The sequence below is a fragment of the Dokdonia sp. 4H-3-7-5 genome (assembly GCF_000212355.1).
GTDB lineage: Bacteria > Bacteroidota > Bacteroidia > Flavobacteriales > Flavobacteriaceae > Dokdonia.
Genome location: NC_015496.1, coordinates 3,229,124 through 3,248,987, shown reverse-complemented (window position 1 = coordinate 3,248,987; position 19,864 = coordinate 3,229,124). Strand labels below are relative to the sequence as shown.

At 36.7% G+C, this 19,864-nt stretch carries 18 protein-coding genes; 13 read left to right on the top strand and 5 right to left on the bottom strand.

Going from position 1 to position 19,864, the window contains the following annotated elements; translation table 11 throughout:
- Positions 1-39: 39 nt before the first annotated feature.
- Positions 40-657, top strand: a complete 618-nt coding sequence (locus KRODI_RS14355; RefSeq protein WP_013752347.1) for a LysE family translocator — start codon at positions 40-42, stop codon at positions 655-657.
- Here KRODI_RS14355 and KRODI_RS14350 read toward each other — a convergent pair.
- Entirely contained in the window at positions 654-2,348 is a 1,695-nt protein-coding gene (locus tag KRODI_RS14350) for a glycoside hydrolase family 13 protein (RefSeq protein WP_013752346.1), read from the bottom strand. The genes KRODI_RS14355 and KRODI_RS14350 overlap by 4 nt on opposite strands.
- A 125-nt stretch (positions 2,349-2,473) precedes the next feature.
- Here KRODI_RS14350 and pyrR point away from each other — a divergent pair, with 125 nt between their 5' ends.
- The 11 genes from pyrR (at position 2,474) to KRODI_RS14295 (ending at position 11,342) form a co-directional block, all read left to right on the top strand.
- Entirely contained in the window at positions 2,474-3,013 is a 540-nt protein-coding gene (gene pyrR, locus KRODI_RS14345; RefSeq protein ID WP_013752345.1) for a bifunctional pyr operon transcriptional regulator/uracil phosphoribosyltransferase PyrR, read from the top strand.
- Positions 3,014-3,018: 5 nt separating this feature from the next.
- The gene (locus KRODI_RS14340) at positions 3,019-3,948 is read left to right on the top strand and encodes an aspartate carbamoyltransferase catalytic subunit (RefSeq protein ID WP_013752344.1); all 930 of its coding nucleotides are present in this window, start codon (positions 3,019-3,021) and stop codon (positions 3,946-3,948) included.
- Positions 3,948-4,283: a hypothetical protein gene (locus KRODI_RS14335; protein ID WP_013752343.1), complete on the top strand. Its 336-nt coding sequence runs from the start codon at positions 3,948-3,950 to the stop codon at positions 4,281-4,283. The genes KRODI_RS14340 and KRODI_RS14335 overlap by 1 nt, the downstream gene beginning before the upstream one ends.
- Before the next feature lie 8 nt (positions 4,284-4,291).
- Complete coding sequence (locus KRODI_RS14330; protein ID WP_013752342.1) at positions 4,292-5,209, top strand: ribonuclease Z; 918 nt, start codon at positions 4,292-4,294, stop codon at positions 5,207-5,209.
- A gap of 6 nt (positions 5,210-5,215) precedes the next feature.
- The gene (locus KRODI_RS14325; protein WP_013752341.1) at positions 5,216-5,632 is read left to right on the top strand and encodes a hypothetical protein; all 417 of its coding nucleotides are present in this window, start codon (positions 5,216-5,218) and stop codon (positions 5,630-5,632) included.
- A gap of 129 nt (positions 5,633-5,761) precedes the next feature.
- Entirely contained in the window at positions 5,762-6,406 is a 645-nt protein-coding gene (gene pdxH, locus KRODI_RS14320) for a pyridoxamine 5'-phosphate oxidase (protein WP_013752340.1), read from the top strand.
- Position 6,407: 1 nt separating this feature from the next.
- Positions 6,408-6,890: a SixA phosphatase family protein gene (locus KRODI_RS14315; RefSeq protein WP_013752339.1), complete on the top strand. Its 483-nt coding sequence runs from the start codon at positions 6,408-6,410 to the stop codon at positions 6,888-6,890.
- Between the two features lie 2 nt (positions 6,891-6,892).
- The gene (ppk1, locus tag KRODI_RS14310) at positions 6,893-8,959 is read left to right on the top strand and encodes a polyphosphate kinase 1 (protein WP_013752338.1); all 2,067 of its coding nucleotides are present in this window, start codon (positions 6,893-6,895) and stop codon (positions 8,957-8,959) included.
- Positions 8,959-9,852 (top strand): Ppx/GppA phosphatase family protein, encoded by an 894-nt coding sequence (locus KRODI_RS14305; RefSeq protein WP_013752337.1) that lies wholly within the window; start codon positions 8,959-8,961, stop codon positions 9,850-9,852. The genes ppk1 and KRODI_RS14305 overlap by 1 nt, the downstream gene beginning before the upstream one ends.
- Before the next feature lie 61 nt (positions 9,853-9,913).
- On the top strand, positions 9,914-10,519 hold the full coding sequence (locus tag KRODI_RS14300; RefSeq protein ID WP_013752336.1) for a porin family protein: 606 nt from the start codon (positions 9,914-9,916) through the stop codon (positions 10,517-10,519).
- 157 nt (positions 10,520-10,676) lie between these two features.
- Complete coding sequence (locus tag KRODI_RS14295) at positions 10,677-11,342, top strand: outer membrane beta-barrel protein (protein ID WP_041295728.1); 666 nt, start codon at positions 10,677-10,679, stop codon at positions 11,340-11,342.
- A gap of 76 nt (positions 11,343-11,418) precedes the next feature.
- On the opposite strand, the gene KRODI_RS14290 is transcribed toward KRODI_RS14295, so the two are convergent.
- From KRODI_RS14290 to tsaD, 4 genes are all read right to left on the bottom strand, one after another.
- Positions 11,419-12,192: a CDP-alcohol phosphatidyltransferase family protein gene (locus KRODI_RS14290; RefSeq protein ID WP_013752334.1), complete on the bottom strand. Its 774-nt coding sequence runs from the start codon at positions 12,190-12,192 to the stop codon at positions 11,419-11,421.
- A gap of 113 nt (positions 12,193-12,305) precedes the next feature.
- On the bottom strand, positions 12,306-13,259 hold the full coding sequence (locus KRODI_RS14285) for a hypothetical protein (protein WP_041295727.1): 954 nt from the start codon (positions 13,257-13,259) through the stop codon (positions 12,306-12,308).
- A gap of 180 nt (positions 13,260-13,439) precedes the next feature.
- Positions 13,440-14,144, bottom strand: a complete 705-nt coding sequence (locus KRODI_RS14280) for a 16S rRNA (uracil(1498)-N(3))-methyltransferase (RefSeq protein ID WP_013752332.1) — start codon at positions 14,142-14,144, stop codon at positions 13,440-13,442.
- Positions 14,145-14,146: 2 nt separating this feature from the next.
- A complete protein-coding gene (tsaD, locus tag KRODI_RS14275; RefSeq protein WP_013752331.1) occupies positions 14,147-15,187 on the bottom strand; it encodes a tRNA (adenosine(37)-N6)-threonylcarbamoyltransferase complex transferase subunit TsaD in 1,041 nt (346 codons plus the stop codon).
- A gap of 21 nt (positions 15,188-15,208) precedes the next feature.
- Between tsaD and KRODI_RS14270 the strand changes: the two genes are divergently transcribed.
- Positions 15,209-19,669, top strand: a complete 4,461-nt coding sequence (locus KRODI_RS14270) for a translocation/assembly module TamB (RefSeq protein WP_013752330.1) — start codon at positions 15,209-15,211, stop codon at positions 19,667-19,669.
- Positions 19,670-19,864: the final 195 nt, after the last annotated feature.

The following is a 19,864-nucleotide window of genomic DNA, read 5'->3' as shown; positions in this document are numbered from 1 at the left end:
TTTTTCTTATTTTGCAATGATTAACTAACTAGTATTCCTTTGATAGAATCTCTCATTGCTTTTCTTGCAGCAACAGCATTGCTTGCGTTTTCGCCAGGGCCAGATAACATCTATGTACTCACTCAAAGTGTTGCAAATGGAAGTAAATCGGGACTAGCAACCACCGCAGGGTTAATATCTGGATGTATTGTACATACTACACTCGTTGCTTTTGGACTATCGGCAGTGATTGCTGCTTCGCCTTTTCTGTTTTTTGCAATTAAAACGGTAGGAGCAATGTACTTGCTTTATCTAGCCTTTAAAGTATACCGTAGCGATGCGTCAATTAATCTCGCAGATGGTGCTCCAAAAAAGTCATACACAGCCCTTTTTAAACAAGGTGTGATTATGAATATTCTTAACCCTAAGGTGACCATATTCTTCTTAGCATTTTTCCCAGGATTCTTATGGGATCCAGAAGGAAACACGGTGTATCAATTTTATGTCTTAGGATTGCTGTTTATGCTAGAATCCTCTGTCATTTTTGGGAGTATCGCACTCGTAGCGGGTAAAATCTCTCATGTACTTCGCACTAATAAGAATGCAGGAGTTGTTCTAAAGTGGCTCCAGATTATCGTTTTTATAGGGATTGCTGTTTACATTTTTATAGACGACTAGTTTTGCAAACGATATACAATAGCTTGCCATGGGCGAAGGGTAAACTCCTTAAAGGTTCTATCATCTATAATTTTATCATTAGAAATCACTTTGATCTTTCTGTTATAGCCTACAGTAAGTGGCAGTGAGAAGTGTGCTGTGTCTTCAGAGAAGTTTAAGAGCACTAAAAAGCGATCGCTCTCCAGCGTTCGTGTGTAGCAATATACTTGCTCATTTTCTGGCTTGATACACTCATAAGCGCCATAAACAAGCGCTGGGTACTTTTTACGCACAGCAACAATCTGTTTGAAGTAGGAGAGTATAGAATCCTTTTTATTGAGTTGGTCTTTTACACTCACACCTGTCTTGTAATCACTATTTACATTTATCCACGGGGTGCCGCTTGTAAATCCAGCGTTTTCTGTATTGTCCCACTGCATGGGAGTGCGTGCATTCTCTCTAGCAGCATGTTGCTCGCTGTCCATAAAAGCCTCAAGATCTCCGCCTCTTTTCTTTACTGTTTCATACCTATTTATAGTATTGATATCTCGATAATCTTCTATGTCTGTAAAGCATACGTTAGTCATCCCAATCTCATCGCCTTGATAAAAATATGGAGTACCGCGCATGGTCAAGAGAAACGTTTGAAGGAGGGTAGCGCTATTTTTCCAGTGTTCTGGAGTGTCATTACCCCAGCGGCTTACCGTTCTAGGGAAATCATGATTTGCTAGAAATAATGATCCCCAGCCGGCTTTTGCAAATGCCGCATCCCAGTCAGTAAATACTTTTTTAAATTCAGGTAAGGAGTAGCCGCCATCACGCATTTTAAATACTTCGCCAGGTGCACGATCTAAGCTCATAAGGTCAAAGTGGAAAAACATATCCATCTCCTTGCGTTCTTCATGAACAAAATCCAGTGCATCATCAATGCTTATCCCTGGGCCTTCACCAACCGTAAACGCATCGTATTTTGAGATTACTTCATTATTGAGTTCGTTGAGGTAGTCATGCACTTTGGGGCCATTTGCATAATATGCAATGTATTCATGAGGTTCTTTTGCGTCAATTTCGGGGTAGCTTGTGTCTTTGCTTATAAAGGGAATTACATCCATACGGAAACCATCGACGCCTTTTTTAAACCAAAAGTGCATCATATCATATATTTCGGCTCTCACTTTTGGGTTTTCCCATTTGAGGTCGGGCTGCTTTACCGCAAAGTAGTGTAAGTAATAGGCATCTGTTTGCTTGTCGTATTGCCATGCATTTTCTTCTACATCAAAGTAGCTCCATCTTTTTGGAGGTGTTCCTTTTTCCGCTGGCCACCAGTGGAAGTAATCTCGGTAAGGATTATCACGAGATGTTCTACTTTCTTTAAACCATTCATTCTCGTCACTACAATGATTAACTACAAGATCCATCACTAAACGCAGTCCTCTGGCTTTCATGCCTGCAAGTAACTCGTCAAAGTCCGCCATAGTGCCAAACTCTGCCATAATTTTACGGTAGTCACGTATGTCATAACCATTATCATCATTAGGCGAATCATAAATAGGGTTGAGCCAGATAATGTCTACCCCTAGACTAGCGATGTAATCTAGTTTTTCTATGATTCCGCGTAAGTCACCTATGCCGTTACCCGTCGTATCGCGATAAGATCTAGGGTAAATCTGGTATACAATTCCTTCTTTCCACCATTTTTGAGTTTGTAGCATCTTTTTCAGCGTTTAGGTTGTAACGAAGTTAGTAATAGATACGCTTTCGCGAAAGCGTAACAAACACTACCATCAATCCACAGAATTATGTAACTTTGACTCCCGAACAGATTTCGGAAAATTCTATGAGCCAAAAAGTACTTCTTACTGCGACAGAGATTAACATCATTCTCAATCGTCTGGCTTGTCAACTCATTGAAAATCATACTGATTTTAAAAATACCGTTCTTATTGGGATACAGCCTCGCGGCGTTTATCTAGCAGAACGTATCAAGAAGTTGCTCACCACAGACTATGGCATTGAGGCTATCAAGTTAGGTTATCTAGATATTACGTTTTATCGTGATGATTTTCGCCGTAGCGAGAAAACACTAGAAGCAAATAAGACCAAAATAGACTTTGTAGTAGAGGATAAGAAGGTGGTCTTTATAGACGACGTCTTATACACTGGACGTAGCATAAACGCTGCTCTTACTGCTGTTCAGAGTTTTGGGAGACCAGAAGAAGTAGAGTTATTATGTCTTATAGACAGACGTTTCTCTCGTCATTTACCTATCCAACCAGATTATAAAGGGCGTCAGGTAGATGCTATAAATGATGAACAAGTGAAGGTGTGCTGGGAAGAAAATGATGGAGAAGACACCGTATATCTAGTAAAAAGCTAACTATTATGAGCGAGTTGAGTGTCAATCATCTGTTAGGAATCAAGTACATAAACGAGGCAGATATTGATCTTATTTTTAAAACGGCAGATCACTTTAAGGAAGTGATCAATCGCCCTATTAAAAAGGTGCCATCACTGCGTGATATTACTATTGCAAATCTCTTTTTTGAAAATAGTACACGTACAAAATTGTCTTTTGAGCTTGCAGAAAAACGTTTAAGTGCAGATGTAATTAACTTTTCGGCAGCAGCATCATCTGTAAAGAAAGGTGAAACACTCATTGATACCGTAAATAATATTCTATCCATGAAGGTAGATATGGTAGTTATGAGACACCCTAATCCTGGAGCTGGCGTATTTCTATCAAAACATATCAAGGCAAGTATTGTAAATGCTGGAGATGGTGCACATGAGCACCCTACACAAGCATTACTGGATAGTTATTCTATAAGAGAACGTCTAGGTGATGTAGCAGGGAAAAATGTGGTGATTGTAGGAGATATTTTACACAGCCGTGTTGCGCTATCAAATATCTATGCGCTTAAGTTGCAAGGAGCAAACGTAAAAGTATGTGGTCCAAAAACGCTATTGCCTAAATACATAGAATCACTAGGAGTAGAAGTAGAGCTAGATTTACGCAAAGCGCTTGAATGGTGCGACGTGGCAAATATGCTTCGCGTGCAAAATGAGCGAATGGATATTAGTTACTTTCCAAGCACAAGAGAATACACGCAGCAATACGGAGTGAATAAGAAGTTACTAGATTCTCTAGATAAGCAAATTGTAATCATGCACCCAGGACCTATAAATCGCGGTGTAGAGATTACGAGTGACGTAGCTGACTCAGAACATGCAATCATCTTAGATCAAGTACAGAACGGAGTTGCAGTGAGAATGGCAGTAATGTATCTACTTGCATCAAAAATCAAACAATAATGACGGTTACAGAAAAACCTACCTATACCATACTTACAGACGACCGCACAGATGTGCGCGATTTTGCATTATACTTAGAGAATATAGTACCAGATCACTATGATCAAAAGAATCTAGTGATTGATCTTCTCAAATATGACGAGCTCACACTTGAAGATCTTGTACAATTTTTAAAGCTTTCAAATTACCAGCGCGCAGATAAGAAATCGTTTGTCTTTGTAAATACAGGGATTAACTATGATGTTGTACCAGATGAGATGATTGTAGTTCCTACGATTGAGGAAGCTGGAGACGTTATTGAAATGGAAGAAATAGAGCGCGATCTCGGATTTTAAAATATTTTATGTCTAGCAATCTACATCTTACCATTTTAGGTTGTTATGCAGCAGCGCCCAGCTCTTTTAAAAATCCTACCTCACAAGTTTTAGACATACGCAATCACTTATTTCTTATAGATTGTGGAGAGGGTACACAGGTTGCACTGCGCCGTAACAAGATTAAGTTTTCTCGTATAAAGCACATATTCATATCGCATTTACACGGAGATCACTTTTTTGGACTAATGGGAGTGATTACCACCTTTAGTCTTCTTAAAAGAACAGCACCGCTCACTATTTATGGTCCTAAAGGGCTTAAAGAAATTATACTCTTACAATTAAAAATCACGCAAGGATTTACAAGTTATCCTCTGCAATTTGTAGAGATCACAAGTAAAGAACCTACGGTTATTTATGAGGATGATGAAGTGATGGTAACCACAATACCGCTTAAACATCGCATTTATACAAATGGCTTTTACTTTCAAGAAAAGCCAGGAGAGCGTAAACTAGACATAAATGCCTGCCTTAATTATGAGATTGATAAGGCTTATTACTCAAAAATTAAGCAAGGTGGTGATATTACCTTAGATGATGGAACGCTTATCCCTAATGATAAGCTTACCTTTGACCCATCTAAGCCTAAGAGCTATGCATATTGTAGTGATACTGCTTACAAAGAGCCAATAGCCACACAGATTAAAGGAGCTACCGTGTTATATCATGAAGCAACTTTTTTAGAAAGTCACGCACATCTGTGTAAGCCTACGGGTCACAGTACTGCGGCACAAGCAGCACAGATAGCCGAAAAGGCAGAGGTGGAAAGCTTAGTATTAGGTCATTACTCCATAAGGTATGGAGATTTGAATCTATTTGCAGAAGAAGCTAGACCTCATTTTGAGAATGTCTTATTAGGAGACGATGGTAAAGAATTTACATTTTAAAGCGTTATGATGGAAGAAGAAATTAAGAAAATAGCAAAACCAGTGCTGGCTAAGTTGCAAGAGCATTTTGATATTTTGATACCGCGTAACCTATTTCTAGTAAGCCCAGATACGCAGCTTAAGAAGATTAATACCATTTATGGATCTACTTCTGTAAAAGGAAATATCAGTATTACTTTTAAGTTGTTTATGCTGGAAGATCAATATATCTGTGAGTACTTTTTACAAGCAGATGGATTTACAGAGCATCGTCGTTATAATATTTACACAGATCGTGTGGAGATGCTAGAAAACTTTGAAGGTCAGTTTGCCGCATCAGGAGTAGATGATGAGGATATGGATTATGAGGAGTTCACACGTATTAGAAAGCATAATGATAAGGTGAGAAAACTTTTGATTAAAAAAAGATTCATGAGGAAGTAGAAGTACGCTTTCGCGAAAGCGTGCATCTCAAAATCTTTATCTTTTAAAGCGCATATTTTGGGTCATTTTTAGGAATTCTGAACTAATTCTGACTTTTATCTTCACCACGGTCTTCGTACATTTACTGCAATGAACAGAGACTTACACGACTACAGAAAATCATACGAGAAAGGCGAGTTGCTATTAGAAAACTCGGCTTTAAACCCTATGGACCAATTTAAAACTTGGTTTAAGGAAGTTGAAGACGCAGGAGGCGTTGCCGAACCGAATGCGATGACTGTTGCCACGTTAGGAACAGACGGTTTTCCAAAATCAAGAATTGTTCTTCTCAAAGAACTAGATGCAGATGGGTTTGTTTTTTATACAAATTATACAAGCGAGAAAGGGGAGAGTATAGCTCACCACAATAAGGTGGGAATTTCTTTTTTCTGGCCTAATCTAGAGCGTCAAGTGATTATCAAAGGTGATATAGAAAAAGTAAGTACAGAGCGCTCTGATACTTATTTTAATGCTAGACCAAAAGATAGTCAGCTAGGTGCTTGGGTTTCTGACCAAAGTAGTGTGATTGCAGGAAGAGAAGTGCTGGAAGATAAGATGAAGGCACTTAAAGTAACTTACGAAGGAAAAGATATACCACGTCCAGCACACTGGGGTGGTTATATTGTAAAGCCCGTATCTATAGAGTTCTGGCAAGGAAGACCGAGCCGTTTACATGATAGAATACGCTACAGACTAGAAAACGACCAGTGGATTAAAGAAAGATTAGCCTCGTAATATGAAAACACTCTACCTCGTAAGACACGCAAAATCAAGTTGGAAATTTGATGTTATAGATCATGAGCGACCGCTCAATGAAAGAGGCTTAAATGACGCACCCGCGATGGCAGACCATATTGCGTCAACAATGCCTAAGCCAGATCTTATGATGAGTAGTGATGCTTTAAGAGCAAAAACAACTGCTGTATACTTTGCAAAAGCATATGGTATCGATGATAGAGAAATACAGTTAGACTATAAAATGTATGACTTTGCCGGAGCAGATCTCGTTGAGGTGATACGTAATGTGAGTGATGAAGTTAATTGTTTAATGGTTTTTGGGCATAATAATGCAATGACTAATGTGGTTAATACTTATGGAAATGAAACTATAGATAATGTATCTACAGCTGCGTTTACAGCAATAACTTTTGATATTGATAGTTGGAAAAATCTCAAACAAGGAAAGACGATTTATTACAAAGCTCCTAAAGAATTATAATAATGACGCAAACAGACGAAAACAGATATATAAACCGTGAGTTAAGTTGGTTACAATTTAACGCTAGGGTATTGCAAGAAGCTGCAGATGAAAATGTACCACTTATTGAGCGTTTTCGTTTTTTAGGTATTTTTTCAAATAACCTAGACGAGTTCTTTAGAGTACGATATGCTACTGTGCGTAGAATTGTAGATGCTGGTAAAACAGGAAGAAAGGCCTTAGGAGTTTATTCTGCCGAAGAGTTACTTGAAAAAATCACTGAGATTGTAATAGAACAGCAAACAGAAAGCCTCAAGATTCTTGAGGATATTTATAAAAAGCTAGAGAAAGAAAACATTTACATGCTCACCGAAGATGAGATTACACTTCCGGAGCATAAAACATTTATTAAAGACTTCTTTACAGATCAAGTATCTCTCGCTGTAGAAACCATTATCCTACGTGAAGATGTAGAGCTGCCACGTATTCAAGATCTTGACGCCTATTTAATGGTAAAGATGGTGCTTTCAGATACAAAGAAGCCGTTATATGCACTTTTAGAGATTCCAAGTACGATAGATCGTTTTGTAGTGTTGCCGCAAGTAGATGGTAAGGATTACATCATGATGCTAGATGATTTGATTAGGTATAATCTTGATACCATTTTTAGCATTTTTGATTATGACAGTATTACTGCTCATATGATTAAAATAACACGTGACGCAGAGCTAGATATTGAGTCTGATTTAGGTAAGAGCTTTTTAGAAAAACTCACTCGAAGCGTAAAAGGACGAGAAGATGGGGAACCTGTGCGCTTTGTTTTTGATAAAACAATTGAGCAAGAAACGTTACAGTTTCTACTTAGTAAATTAGGTATAGAGCGCATAGATAGTATCATTCCTGGTGGGAGATATCACAACAGGAAAGATTATATGAACTTCCCGACCTTTGGTAGGAAAGAGCTCTACTACCCAAGTGTCAAGCCATTACCTATTGCGGGAATAAGCTTAGAAGATAACCTACTAGCTAAGGTCGCAAAGAAAGACTTCTTGCAATACACACCTTACCAGAGCTTCTCTTATACTATCAAATTTTTAAGAGAAGCAGCACTAGATCCTAAAGTGAGATCTATAAAAATTACTATCTATAGACTTGCAAAATTATCAAGTATCGCAAGTGCACTTATTAACGCAGCCCAAAATGGAAAAGAAGTAACGGTACAAATAGAGCTGCGAGCACGTTTTGACGAAGAGTCGAACATGCGCTATGCAAAGAAAATGCAAAACGAAGGTGTACGTCTCATCTTTGGTGTGCCTGGTTTAAAAGTTCATAGTAAAGTCTGTGTGATTGATAGAGAGGAAGAGGGTAAGATAGTACGTTATGGTTTTATAAGTACAGGAAATTTTAACCACTCTACGGCCCGTATTTATACAGATTACACACTCTTTACAGCAAACAAGGAAATATTAAAGGATTTAAGCAAGCTCTTCAATTTCTTTGACACCAATTATATAGTAAATAAATATAAGCATCTCGTAGTAGCACCACACTACTCAAGAAATAAGATGTATAGGCTTATTCAAGAACAAATAGAGGTTGTAAAAAATGGTGGAAACGGTTTAATACGATTAAAGCTCAATAGTATCTCTAATTATGAAATCATTGATAAGCTTTACGAGGCGAGTAACGCTGGTGTAAAGATAGAAATGATTGTACGTGGTGTATGTTGTTTGATTCCTGGGGTACCAGGAATGAGTGAGAACATTAAAATTATTAGTGTCATCGATAAATTCCTTGAACATACTAGAGTCTACATCTTTGGAGAGCCAGGATGGGAGAAGGTATTCATTTCTTCATCAGACTGGATGAGCCGTAACCTTGATAATAGGGTAGAAGTTACAGTCCCTATTTACGATGAGGATGTCAAGAAAGAAATAATAGAGACACATGAGATTGCGTGGAGTGATAACGTAAAAGCACGTGTACTCAACAAAGAGATGGATAACAGATACAAAAAAGACGATAAGCCAGCGATAAGATCACAATTTGCTACGTATGACTATTATGTAAATAAACTCTCTCAATTATAGTGCTTACCATAAAAAAATATGCCGCAATAGACATAGGTTCTAATGCAGTACGTCTACTCATCGCAAACATCATTGAGCAGGAAGATGGTCCTACGCTATTTAGAAAAAACGCGTTAGTTCGTGTGCCTATTAGGCTTGGAGAAGACGTTTTTATTAACGGGGAGATTTCTGCAAAGAACCAAGAGCGCATGGAGGATGCCATGAAAGCTTTTAGGTTACTTATGAATGCTCATCAAGTGCTAGAATATAGAGCTTGTGCTACGAGTGCGATGAGAGATGCTCGCAATGGTTTTGCTTTCGCGAAAGCGTTAAAGAAAAAAACGAATATTACCATAGATATCATAGACGGCGAGGAAGAGGCAAAAATTATAGCTGCCACAGATCTTAATAGCTTTATAAAAGAAGACCGAACCTATATTTATGTAGATGTAGGAGGAGGAAGTACAGAGATAACCATCTATTATATGGGTAGCATGATTGCATCTAGATCGTTTAAAATAGGAACTGTACGCTTATTAAATGATCTCGTATCTCAAGAAGATTGGGAAATTATGCAGAAATGGATTGCTTTAAAATGCGAAAACTATGATCATATTGACCTAATAGGATCTGGAGGAAATATAAACAAGGTGTTTAAGTTAAGTGCAAAAAAGCCAGGGAAAACTTTATCATACCTCTTCCTTACTCAATTATATAAAGAACTAAAAACTTTAAGCTATGAAGAGCGAATTGTAAAGCTGTCTCTCAACCCAGACCGTGCAGATGTAATAATTCCAGCATTGCATATTTATTTACAAGCAATGAAATCATCAAAAGCAAAACAGATAATCGTTCCAAAAATTGGACTTGCAGATGGTATTATCAAGAGTTTGTATCATGCTAACAATTCATAATGAGGATTTTAAATTTAATGTATATTTGCTTGTAAAACGTAGAACGACAAAACTTTAGCTTATGAAAAAATCATTATTTTTTATTACGGGATTGTTTCTTTTATCTTTTTCTTGCATCAATGCGCAAGTTACTTCTGGATTCAAAGCAGGTTTAAATATTGCTGATGTAAATGGATTATCCTTCAATAATGATGGCAGCGCTTCGGCAGATAGAATTGAAAACCAACTTGACGGTAAGCGCACAAGTTATTTTGTAGGTTTTTTAGTAGATATTCCTATCTCAGAGAAATTAAGTTTTATGCCAGAATTTATCTTCTCACAACAAGGAAAGAATTTAGAAAGTTTTCGCTTAGATTACTTAAACCTTCCTTTAGGATTGAAACTTAATTTAAGTAATCTGTATATTAATGCTGGACCACAGGTAGGTGTAAAAGTATGGGATCCTAATAAGTCTGGAATATTTTCAAATTTTGAGGCCTCAGCATTTGGAGGTTTAGGTTACATCTTTGATTCTAACATTTTTATCGAAGCAAGATATACTTATGGTCTCACAGATATCTTTCAAGATGATAATAATTTTACTTTTGATAATACTGGAAATATTAGATTTTCAGGTCTAGAAGGTAAAAATGTAGTGATTCAACTAGGAATAGGCTACAGACTTTAAGGCAAATCGTGTTCGTTATCGGTTGTAATTTGTTTTTTATAGTTTATTTACTGGGTTTTTATATTTTACTACAGAAAACTGATTTATACAATTTATCTTTATACCCTGAGATTCCCAACGTCATCTCTATTTACTAATGACGAATATTCTTTTAATTATGAAAAAAATAGTACTATCTATCATCTTTTTTGCATTTTTATGTAGCACACAGCTTTTTGCACAAGGCGTACGTTTTGGCTTTAAAGCAGGATTGAGTGTGAGTGAAATAAGCAATCTTGAGTACACTATCGTAAATACAGGTTTAGATGGTGACCCTGCTATTGCGCCATTCAATTCTATAGATGAAGGTCGCTACGGATTTGCAGTTGCATTTCTTGCAGAAATTCCAGTAACTAACAAATTAAGCTTTCAGCCAGAATTTGCTTTTGCATCACAAGGAAACAAGTATGAAGGTGTTCGTTATGATTTTCTACAAATTCCTTTAGGATTACGTCTTAACCTTAATAGACTTTTTCTTATTGCAGGACCACAAGCAGGGCTTAAGATTTCATTTTTTGAGCAATCAGAAAATTACAAATCATTTGACTTTTCTGCATTTGGTGGTCTAGGATATCACTTTAACGAGAGCATCTTTGTAGAAGCTCGCTTTACTAAAGGATTCTTAGAGGTTTTTGAAGACGATGCAGCGGTACGTTTACCATATACACCAGGAGAAGGAGATCCACAAGCAGATAATAATAGCCTTGTGAATGGAGATAACTTCCTTGTAAATGGATCAGGAACTAATCAATACATTACATTGAGTATAGGGTACCGTTTATAACCTACCTTATTATTTAATCAAAAAGCCCAGCTATATATAATAGCTGGGCTTTTTTGGTTTATAAGAAGAGGAAGTGTTACACTTCTCTTGTAACTATCATTCTAGTGATTATTAAAATAGGTATCATAATTGAGTATCCTATAAAAAAAGGAATTATATAATCTGCAAGTCCAACCACAAGAAAAAATGCAATTAATAATAATTGAAAACCTAGACCAAAAGTAGAAACTATTGTCATCAACCAGTTAGGTGTAATAGACCCTTTCTCTGCCTTAGGGTCCAGCTTATAAATAAGAGCGTCAAATGCGCCATACAACACTCTGTATGTTTTATATAAAAATGTAACAGTACTTTGCTGCTCTCCTGGCAACGCCTTAGGAATTCCTATTTCTATAACACGACTTGTGGTGTCGCCATTAAGCTTGCTACGTAGTATCACATAGTAGTAATTATATAATGTTCCTTGAAGTTGTATGCAAAGAAAGGCACACACCGTCCAGTATAAGTCAGTATTAGTTATATATCCAATGGTGTATAGTATTGCAGCATTTAGTAGAATATCAGATATTGAATCTAGATATCTTCCAGTGTAAGAAGGTGTTTTTTTAATTCTAGCAAGTTCGCCATCTGCTGCGTCAAGAATTGATTTTAGAATCAAGAAAAATGCAGCCAAAAAGTAATACCCCTTAATAATACAAATAATAGCAATAATGCCACTTACTACAAAAGAGTAGGTTACTTGTACAGGAGTTGTTGCTGTGTTTTTTAGGGAAAGTGCGATAAGGCGCGCAATGCTTCGGCCATAATCAGAAAGGTCAACAAATTTGTGTGCTTTGGGTAATTTTGACATAAATTTCTAGGTAGTAGCATTTTTAAAAACCTAGAAGGTGCATTTAAAACAGCAATTTATTTTATGTAAAGATAAGGTTTAAGTAGTTCTTTCTGCTTTCGCGAAAGCGTAAATCAGCCATTAATTTCTCGTTTTACGAAAGGATATATAGAAAGCATTAAGAAGAAAATGATGCTCACTACAACAGTTATAGATATAAAACCGAATACTACATTCAACCCAAAAAGAAGGGTGATGGTAGGTTGTATTACCCCGAATATTACGAGCAATACAATTAGTATAAATGCAACCGTTATAACTTTGGGAACTTTCCGTACAGACTGCGATGTAAGACTTAGTAATTGAGGAAGTACTTCTTCAGAAAGGTGCATTCCAAGTTTTGAAATAAGCTCTTCGCTGAATCCCATACCTCTGTATCTTATGGGGTCTAGCTGTGTTGCATACTTTAAAATCCTCTCTTGATGGCGTTCATACACGCGATGTATATCTAGTTCTTCTTTAAACTGGTTATATTTAAATCCAAAGTAATGGTTCCAGCCCATTCCTACCTTATGCTCTGTCCATTTTTTGAGCATGCGTACATCATATTCTTTAGGATTCATATAACCTTTTACACTGCTCTTACTAGGATCATTGAGAAGTAGTGATTTGGTTTCTAGGTATAGTATTTCTGTTTCTCCGTAGCGATCTTTTTCTTCTATATATTCTAATGCTAGTTTAGACCTTCCTTTGTAGAACTCTTTGACTAAAAAGTAATTGAGATTTGAAAATTCCTCGTCAATGTATTCTTTAAGCCCTGGTGTCCACACTGATGATCTTAAAAGAATATCTGCAATATCCCTAAAATAGTGAACTTGCTGTGTCAATTTTTGTATCTCTTGAGATAATGAATCTCCAGAAAACTTAAGACGGGCTGTTTTTGAAAGAATAAAACCAAGAACAACGACAACAAGAATAGAACTCAAAAATATTAGTAACAGAAGTATGTTTTTGAACTCAGGTAGGTGGTCATTTGTAAAAAATAACTCTAAACTTATCATCATAGTAATGCCTCCGAAAACGCTCATAAGCGCCGGGATAAAGGGTACAACCGTCTTGACAAAATTGCGCAATTTTATCTAATCTTTTGATTAATAATAGGTTGGGCCTTTATCTCTTGTGGAGACGCAGGAAGCAAATAAACCATTAATATTTGAATTTACAAAATCTGCTTTTTGTTCTAGTTTTTTGAGTTTAAATGCCAGTAATTATTCATTAATAAAAGCGACGCTGTGACAAGCAACTATAGCTGCTGTCTCTGTGCGTAAACGACTCTTACCAAGAGACACAGGAATAATACCTTGTTTAAGAGCAAGTTCAATTTCGGCAGGAGAAAAATCTCCTTCTGGACCTATGAGTATAGTGTATGATTTGTTTGGCTTGAGATAGTCTTTAAGGGACTCTTTTTTAAGATCTTCACAGTGTGCAATAAATGTATCTTCATGATTTTGATGCCCCACAAAATCAGAAAAGGAGGTGAGAGCATTCATTTTAGGGAGATGATAATGTAGTGATTGCTTCATAGCGCTTTGGATAATCTTCATGAAACGCTCTTCTTTTATAACCTTGCGTTCGCTATGATCACAAAGTAGTGGTGTAATTTCTGTAATACCTATTTCTGTAGCTTTCTCTAAGAACCACTCAAAGCGGTCATTAAGTTTTGTAGGTGCAACAGCTAGATGAAGTTTATAATTTCTAGGCTCTTGATAACTATAACTTTCTATTTGCAATCTACACTTGTTAGGATTTTCTTCTGCCACGATTGCATTAAAAAGATATCCGTGGCCATTAGTGAGGTGAATGGCATCACCAGTTTTTTTACGTAAAACACGTATTACGTGCTTACTTTCATCTTTAGGTAGGGTATAGGTGTCGCTATCTATTGTTAATGTCTCACTATAAAATAACTGCATTCTTATATTTTTAATCGTGATTGAGCACTAATACCAAGGTCTTGATACGCGTTTTTATCAGATAGCTCATTATATTTTAAATAACCCACAATTCCTATCATTGCTGCGTTATCTGTGGTGTATTGAAATTTAGGTAAATAGGTAGTCCATCCATATTTTGACTCAGTTGCTTTTAGAGCAGCCCGTATTCCACTATTTGCTGAAACACCACCACCTATTGCAATTTGAGTAATCCCTGTTTCTTTTACAGTTTTTTTAATTTTATCCATCAAAATATTGACAATAGTATATTGAATTGATGCACAAACATCATCGCGACGATTATCTATAAAGCTGGGATCTGCTAGCTGTTGCTTTTGTACAAAATACATAATTTGCGTTTTGAGACCACTAAAACTGAAGTCTAGTCCGCCTACTTTAGGTTTTGTAAAAGGAAAGGCTTTAGGGTCTCCGTTTTGTGCATATTTATCAATTAATGGTCCTCCAGGATAGGGTAAGCCTAATATTTTTGCACTTTTATCAAAAGCTTCCCCTACGGCGTCGTCTATAGTTTGCCCTATAACCTCCATGGTGAAGTAATCATCTACACGAACAATCTGTGTGTGACCTCCGGAGATAGTAACTCCTAGAAAGGGAAATGTAGGTTTACTATAGCCTTCTTCATCAATAAAATGAGCTAGAATGTGTGCTTGCATATGATTAACATCAATAAGGGGTATATCTAAACCCAAAGCAAATGATTTAGCAAAAGAGGTACCCACAAGTAAAGATCCTAATAAGCCTGGACCACTTGTAAAAGCTATAGCGCTTAGCTGATTTTTATCGATATTTGCTTTGCGTAAAGCAGCTGTTACAACGGGAACAATATTTTGTTGATGTGCACGTGAAGCAAGCTCTGGAACTACCCCTCCATATTCTTGATGAATGTCTTGGTTTGCAACAACATTTGAGAGTACCTTGTCGTTGTGTAAAACAGCAGCAGCAGTGTCATCACAAGATGATTCTATTGCAAGAATATAAGTAGAAGTAATCGTATTATTCATAAGGCACGTATGTTGCAGTAAGTGTACAAAGTTAAAACAATAAGCCCTATCAAGAAATTTAAAAAAATAGCACTTCGCACACTTCTAGTGTTATTCTTGCTTTTTGGGCTCATTCTATTGTTGTTTTCTCTTCCCAGCGTTCAAACTCGAATTGCCAAGAGTGTTACGGAGCGCATAAATAATACCTACGGTACGAGCATACAAGTAGAACGTGTAGGTCTCAAATGGAATGGAGATGTTCTTGTGAAAGGAACATTAATTAAAGATCATAAGCAGGATACTATGATCTACGTGAGAGAGCTTGCTACAAGTCTTTATAGTGTCCAGAAGGTGCTAGACAATAATATGGAACTAGGCGATATTACACTTGAAGGTGTAAACTTTTACCTCACAAAGTATAAAGGTGAAGCCTCAGATAACTTAACGCTATTCTCACGCCAGTTTGCGACAAATGCTCCTAAATCTGGAAAGGCTTTTATTATGTCTTCAGATAATGTGGCAATTTCTGAAGGTCGATTTATGTATGTAAATGGAGATTTAGAAAACTCGTTAGTACTCGATTATCAAGACCTTTCAACTAACTGGGAAGATTTTCATCTCAATAGCAGCTCTGTAGATGCTCATATTGAGTCACTATCATTTGATGCTATAAGAGGCTACCAGATAAAATCGCTAGATGGAACTTTTCACTATGATCCAGATTTAATAACGCTCAAAGATTTTTCACTTACAACAGACTTTTCTGCTATTGAGGGTGATATCAAGTTAGATACCTCAGATGGAGCGCTAGATGATTTTAATACGCTAGTGGAGTTGGATGCCGCTTTCGCGAAAGCAAAAATATCTACTAACGATATACGTCCATTCTATAGAGAGATTGCGCCAGACATTGATTTACATATATCTGGGAATGTAACTGGGTACCTTAATGACTTTAGAGTGCCAAATCTTAGAGTAACAGGATTAGGGAATTCTGTAATAGAAGGTGATGTTTATTTTGACGGAGTAGTGAGCGGTGATGATTTTAGAATATCTGGAAATTATAATAAGATTGAAACCAATTATTTTGATCTAAAAAGATTGTTGCCAGACGTACTTTCTTCGTTACCACCAGAAATGTCAAAATTAGGTCAAGTATCTTTCCGAGGTGCTAACGCAGTAACGCTTTCTACAGTTGTAGCTGAAGGTGATATCGCCACAAACTTAGGTGATATCTCACTAAATCTTTTATTGAAGGGATTGAGAGATGCAGATAATGCAGGCTATGAGGGTAATGTAAAGTTCGATAACTTTAACTTAGGTAAACTGCTAGATGATAAACGACTGGGGAAGACCACCTTTGATATGGATGTTGAGGGAAAAGGATTTATACAAGAAACCATAAATACAAAGCTCTCTGGAAGTATAAAAAGTATGGGGTATAATAACTATGTCTATAAAAATATTACGGTCTTTGGAAATCTTAAAGCGCCAGTTTTTGATGGAGAGTTATTGCTTGATGATCCTAATGCAAAAGCAAAACTTAACGGATTAATAGATATCTCAAAAGAGTTTAATAGCTACGATCTAGAAGCTCAAATTGACTACGCAGATCTTAAAATGCTCAATTTTATCAATGATAGCATTTCCATCCTTAAGGGTAATGTTATTATAGACATGAAGGGTACAAACATAGAAGACGTCTATGGTAGAATTTCTTTTGCAGATGCTAGTTATCAAAATAAGAATAATACCTACAGCTTTAAAGATTTTGAAATCACCGCAAAGTTTGACGCAAAAAAAGTGCGTACCATTGATATTAACTCCACAGAGATTATAAGTGGTGAGGTTCAAGGTATTTTTAAGTTTAATGAAGTGGTACCATTATTTAAAAATGCTATTGGGAGTTTATACACAAACTATCAGCCAGAAATTCTTACACAAGATCAGTTTATGGATTTTGAGTTTACCATCTTTAATAAGATAGTAGCCATATTTGTTCCCGAGTTAGATTTTGAGCCAGAAACAATCATACGAGGTAGTGTGGTGGCAAATGATTCTGAATTCAAACTCACCTTCAAGTCACCAAAGATAGATGCCTTTGGTTACATGGCAGAAGCAATTGAGGTCCGTGTAGATAATAAGAACCCTTTATTTAATACTTACGTAGCTGCAGATAGTATAAATGCAGGTTTCTATGCAGTATCAGATTTTAATCTCATTAATGTTACTCTAAAGGATACATTATTCATGAGGTCAGAATTTAAAGGTGGTAAGCGCAACGATGATTCCTTTGATCTCTCTTTATATCACACCATTAACGCAGAAGGAAACTCTGTATTAGGGTTTAAAAAATCAAAAATCATTTTTAAAGAGAATCCTTGGTTTATTAATGAAGAGAATGATAGAAAGAACAGTGTAGTCTTTGATAATAACTTTAAAGATATTGACATTAATACATTAGTGCTGAGCCACAATGATGAACGTATTGATCTTAAAGGGCAACTTAGGGATAGTACTTATAAGGATGTCAAAGCCAATTTTAAAAATGTTGATCTTGCCAAGGTAACACCAGATCTTGACAGTCTTGATTTAGGAGGACGTATCAATGGTAAACTCGATATCTTACAAAAGAACGGTGCTTATTTGCCAAATACGTCTCTTGCCATTAAAGACTTTTCGGTAAACGGGACTAATCTTGGTCAGCTGGACTTAAATGTTACTGGTAATGCTACACTTTCAAAATATAGTATAAAATCTAAGTTAGAGCGCGATGGTCTCCGTTCTTTAACAGCAGATGGAAGTATAGATGCTTCGGGAAAAGTGCCTTATATTGATATGGATGTAGGACTCAGTGATTTAGATTTAAGCCCCTTTAACCCGATGGGTAAAGGAGTTATAGATCAAATAAGAGGACTAGCAAGCGGAGAGGCAAAAGTAGTAGGTGATTACAGAAATCCTGACATCAATGGGAATCTCACGCTAGAGAATGCGGGAATTGCCATTCCTTATTTAAATGTTAACTACGACTTCAAAGGCACTTCAAATGTTACATTAAATAAACAACAGTTCATTTTTGATGCAATACAGTTGGAGGATGTTAAGTATAAAACGCTAGGTGCACTTAACGGTTCTATAAGTCATAAGTCTTTTAGTGATTGGAAACTTGATCTTGGCATTTCGGCTACAAGAATTGCAGTGCTGGATACCGAAGAAGATCTAGAATCTCTCTATTATGGTACAGCATTTTTAGAAGGTGAAGCGTTTATCAAAGGGCCTACAGATAACTTGGTTATTGATGTTTTTGGAGAAACTGCGAGAGGAACTACTTTTAAGATTCCGATAGATGACTCTGAGGCACTAGGAGACAACTCTTATATTAAATTCTTAAGTCCAGAAGAAAAAGAAGCGCGCATTAATGGCGTACAAGTAATTACAGAGGCTGTAAAAGGACTTTCTGTAAACTTTGATCTAGATATTGATCCAGATGCAGAAGTGGAGGTGGTGGTCGATAAAGCAAACGGAAGTACGCTAAGAGGTAGAGGAGTGGGAACACTATTGATACAGCTAGATACTAACGGCAAGTTTATAATGAACGGGGATTTTATTGCTACCGAAGGTGTCTTTAACTTTAGATATGGTGGCTTTATTACAAAGGATTTTATATTACAACAAGATGCAAACATACGTTGGGATGGCGATCCTGCAAAAGCACTTCTAGATGTAAGCGCAATCTATAGAACGCAAGCAAATCCAGGAACGTTACTGCAAACTTCTACGGTAAATAGAAAGATTCCTGTAAACGTAGTTATCAATTTAGATGGTGAGCTACTCAAGCCAGATATTACTTTTGATATAGAATTTCCTGGAGCAGGTAGTACGGTGGTTTCAGAATTAGAGTTTTTACTTCAAGATAGAAATGCTAAGGAGCTTAATGCGATATCCCTAGTATCTCAAGGAGCCTTTTTAAGTTCGGCAGATATTAATACGGCTTCGGCTGCGGTAAATAACTTACTTGAGACTACATCATCTATTCTATCTGGAATTCTCTTTAATGATGACGACAGTATTTTTGACGTAGGTATAGATCTTGTACAAGCAGATCGTGACCCTACTCTCGATGTACAGTCTGCCGGTAGAGTGGGAGTGACGCTCTCCACACAAATTACAAACCGTGTACTTATTAATGGTAAGGTTGGAGTGCCTACGGGTGGAGTGAGTGAGAGCGTGATTGTAGGGGATGTAGAAATAGATTTTCTCTTGAACGAAGATGGGACACTGCGCGCCAAAGTTTTCAACCGCCAGACAGATATTCAATTTATAGGCGAGACAGAAGGATATACGCAAGGAGTGGGATTATCGTATGCGGTAGATTTCAATACCTTCAAAGAATTGCTTCGTAAAATCTTTAAGGGCAAAATAAAAGAAGCTGTTGAGCAAGCCAAAGGTGAAAAGGACGTGCCTAAAAAAATAGCTCCAGATGGAGTACAGTTTAATCGCTAATTAGACTTTTTTTACGCTTTCGCGAAAGCGTATTTCTAATATTTCCCTTCTATTTTCTTCATTTTTTCTCCCAAATTCTTAGAATCTGAAAAAACTTTTCAAACGAAAACGTTTGAAATTGACAATCCCGCAAAATACCCTCTAATTCCTTGATATTTCTAGGGTAAGTTTCCTAAATTTAATTTTTATTGGCTT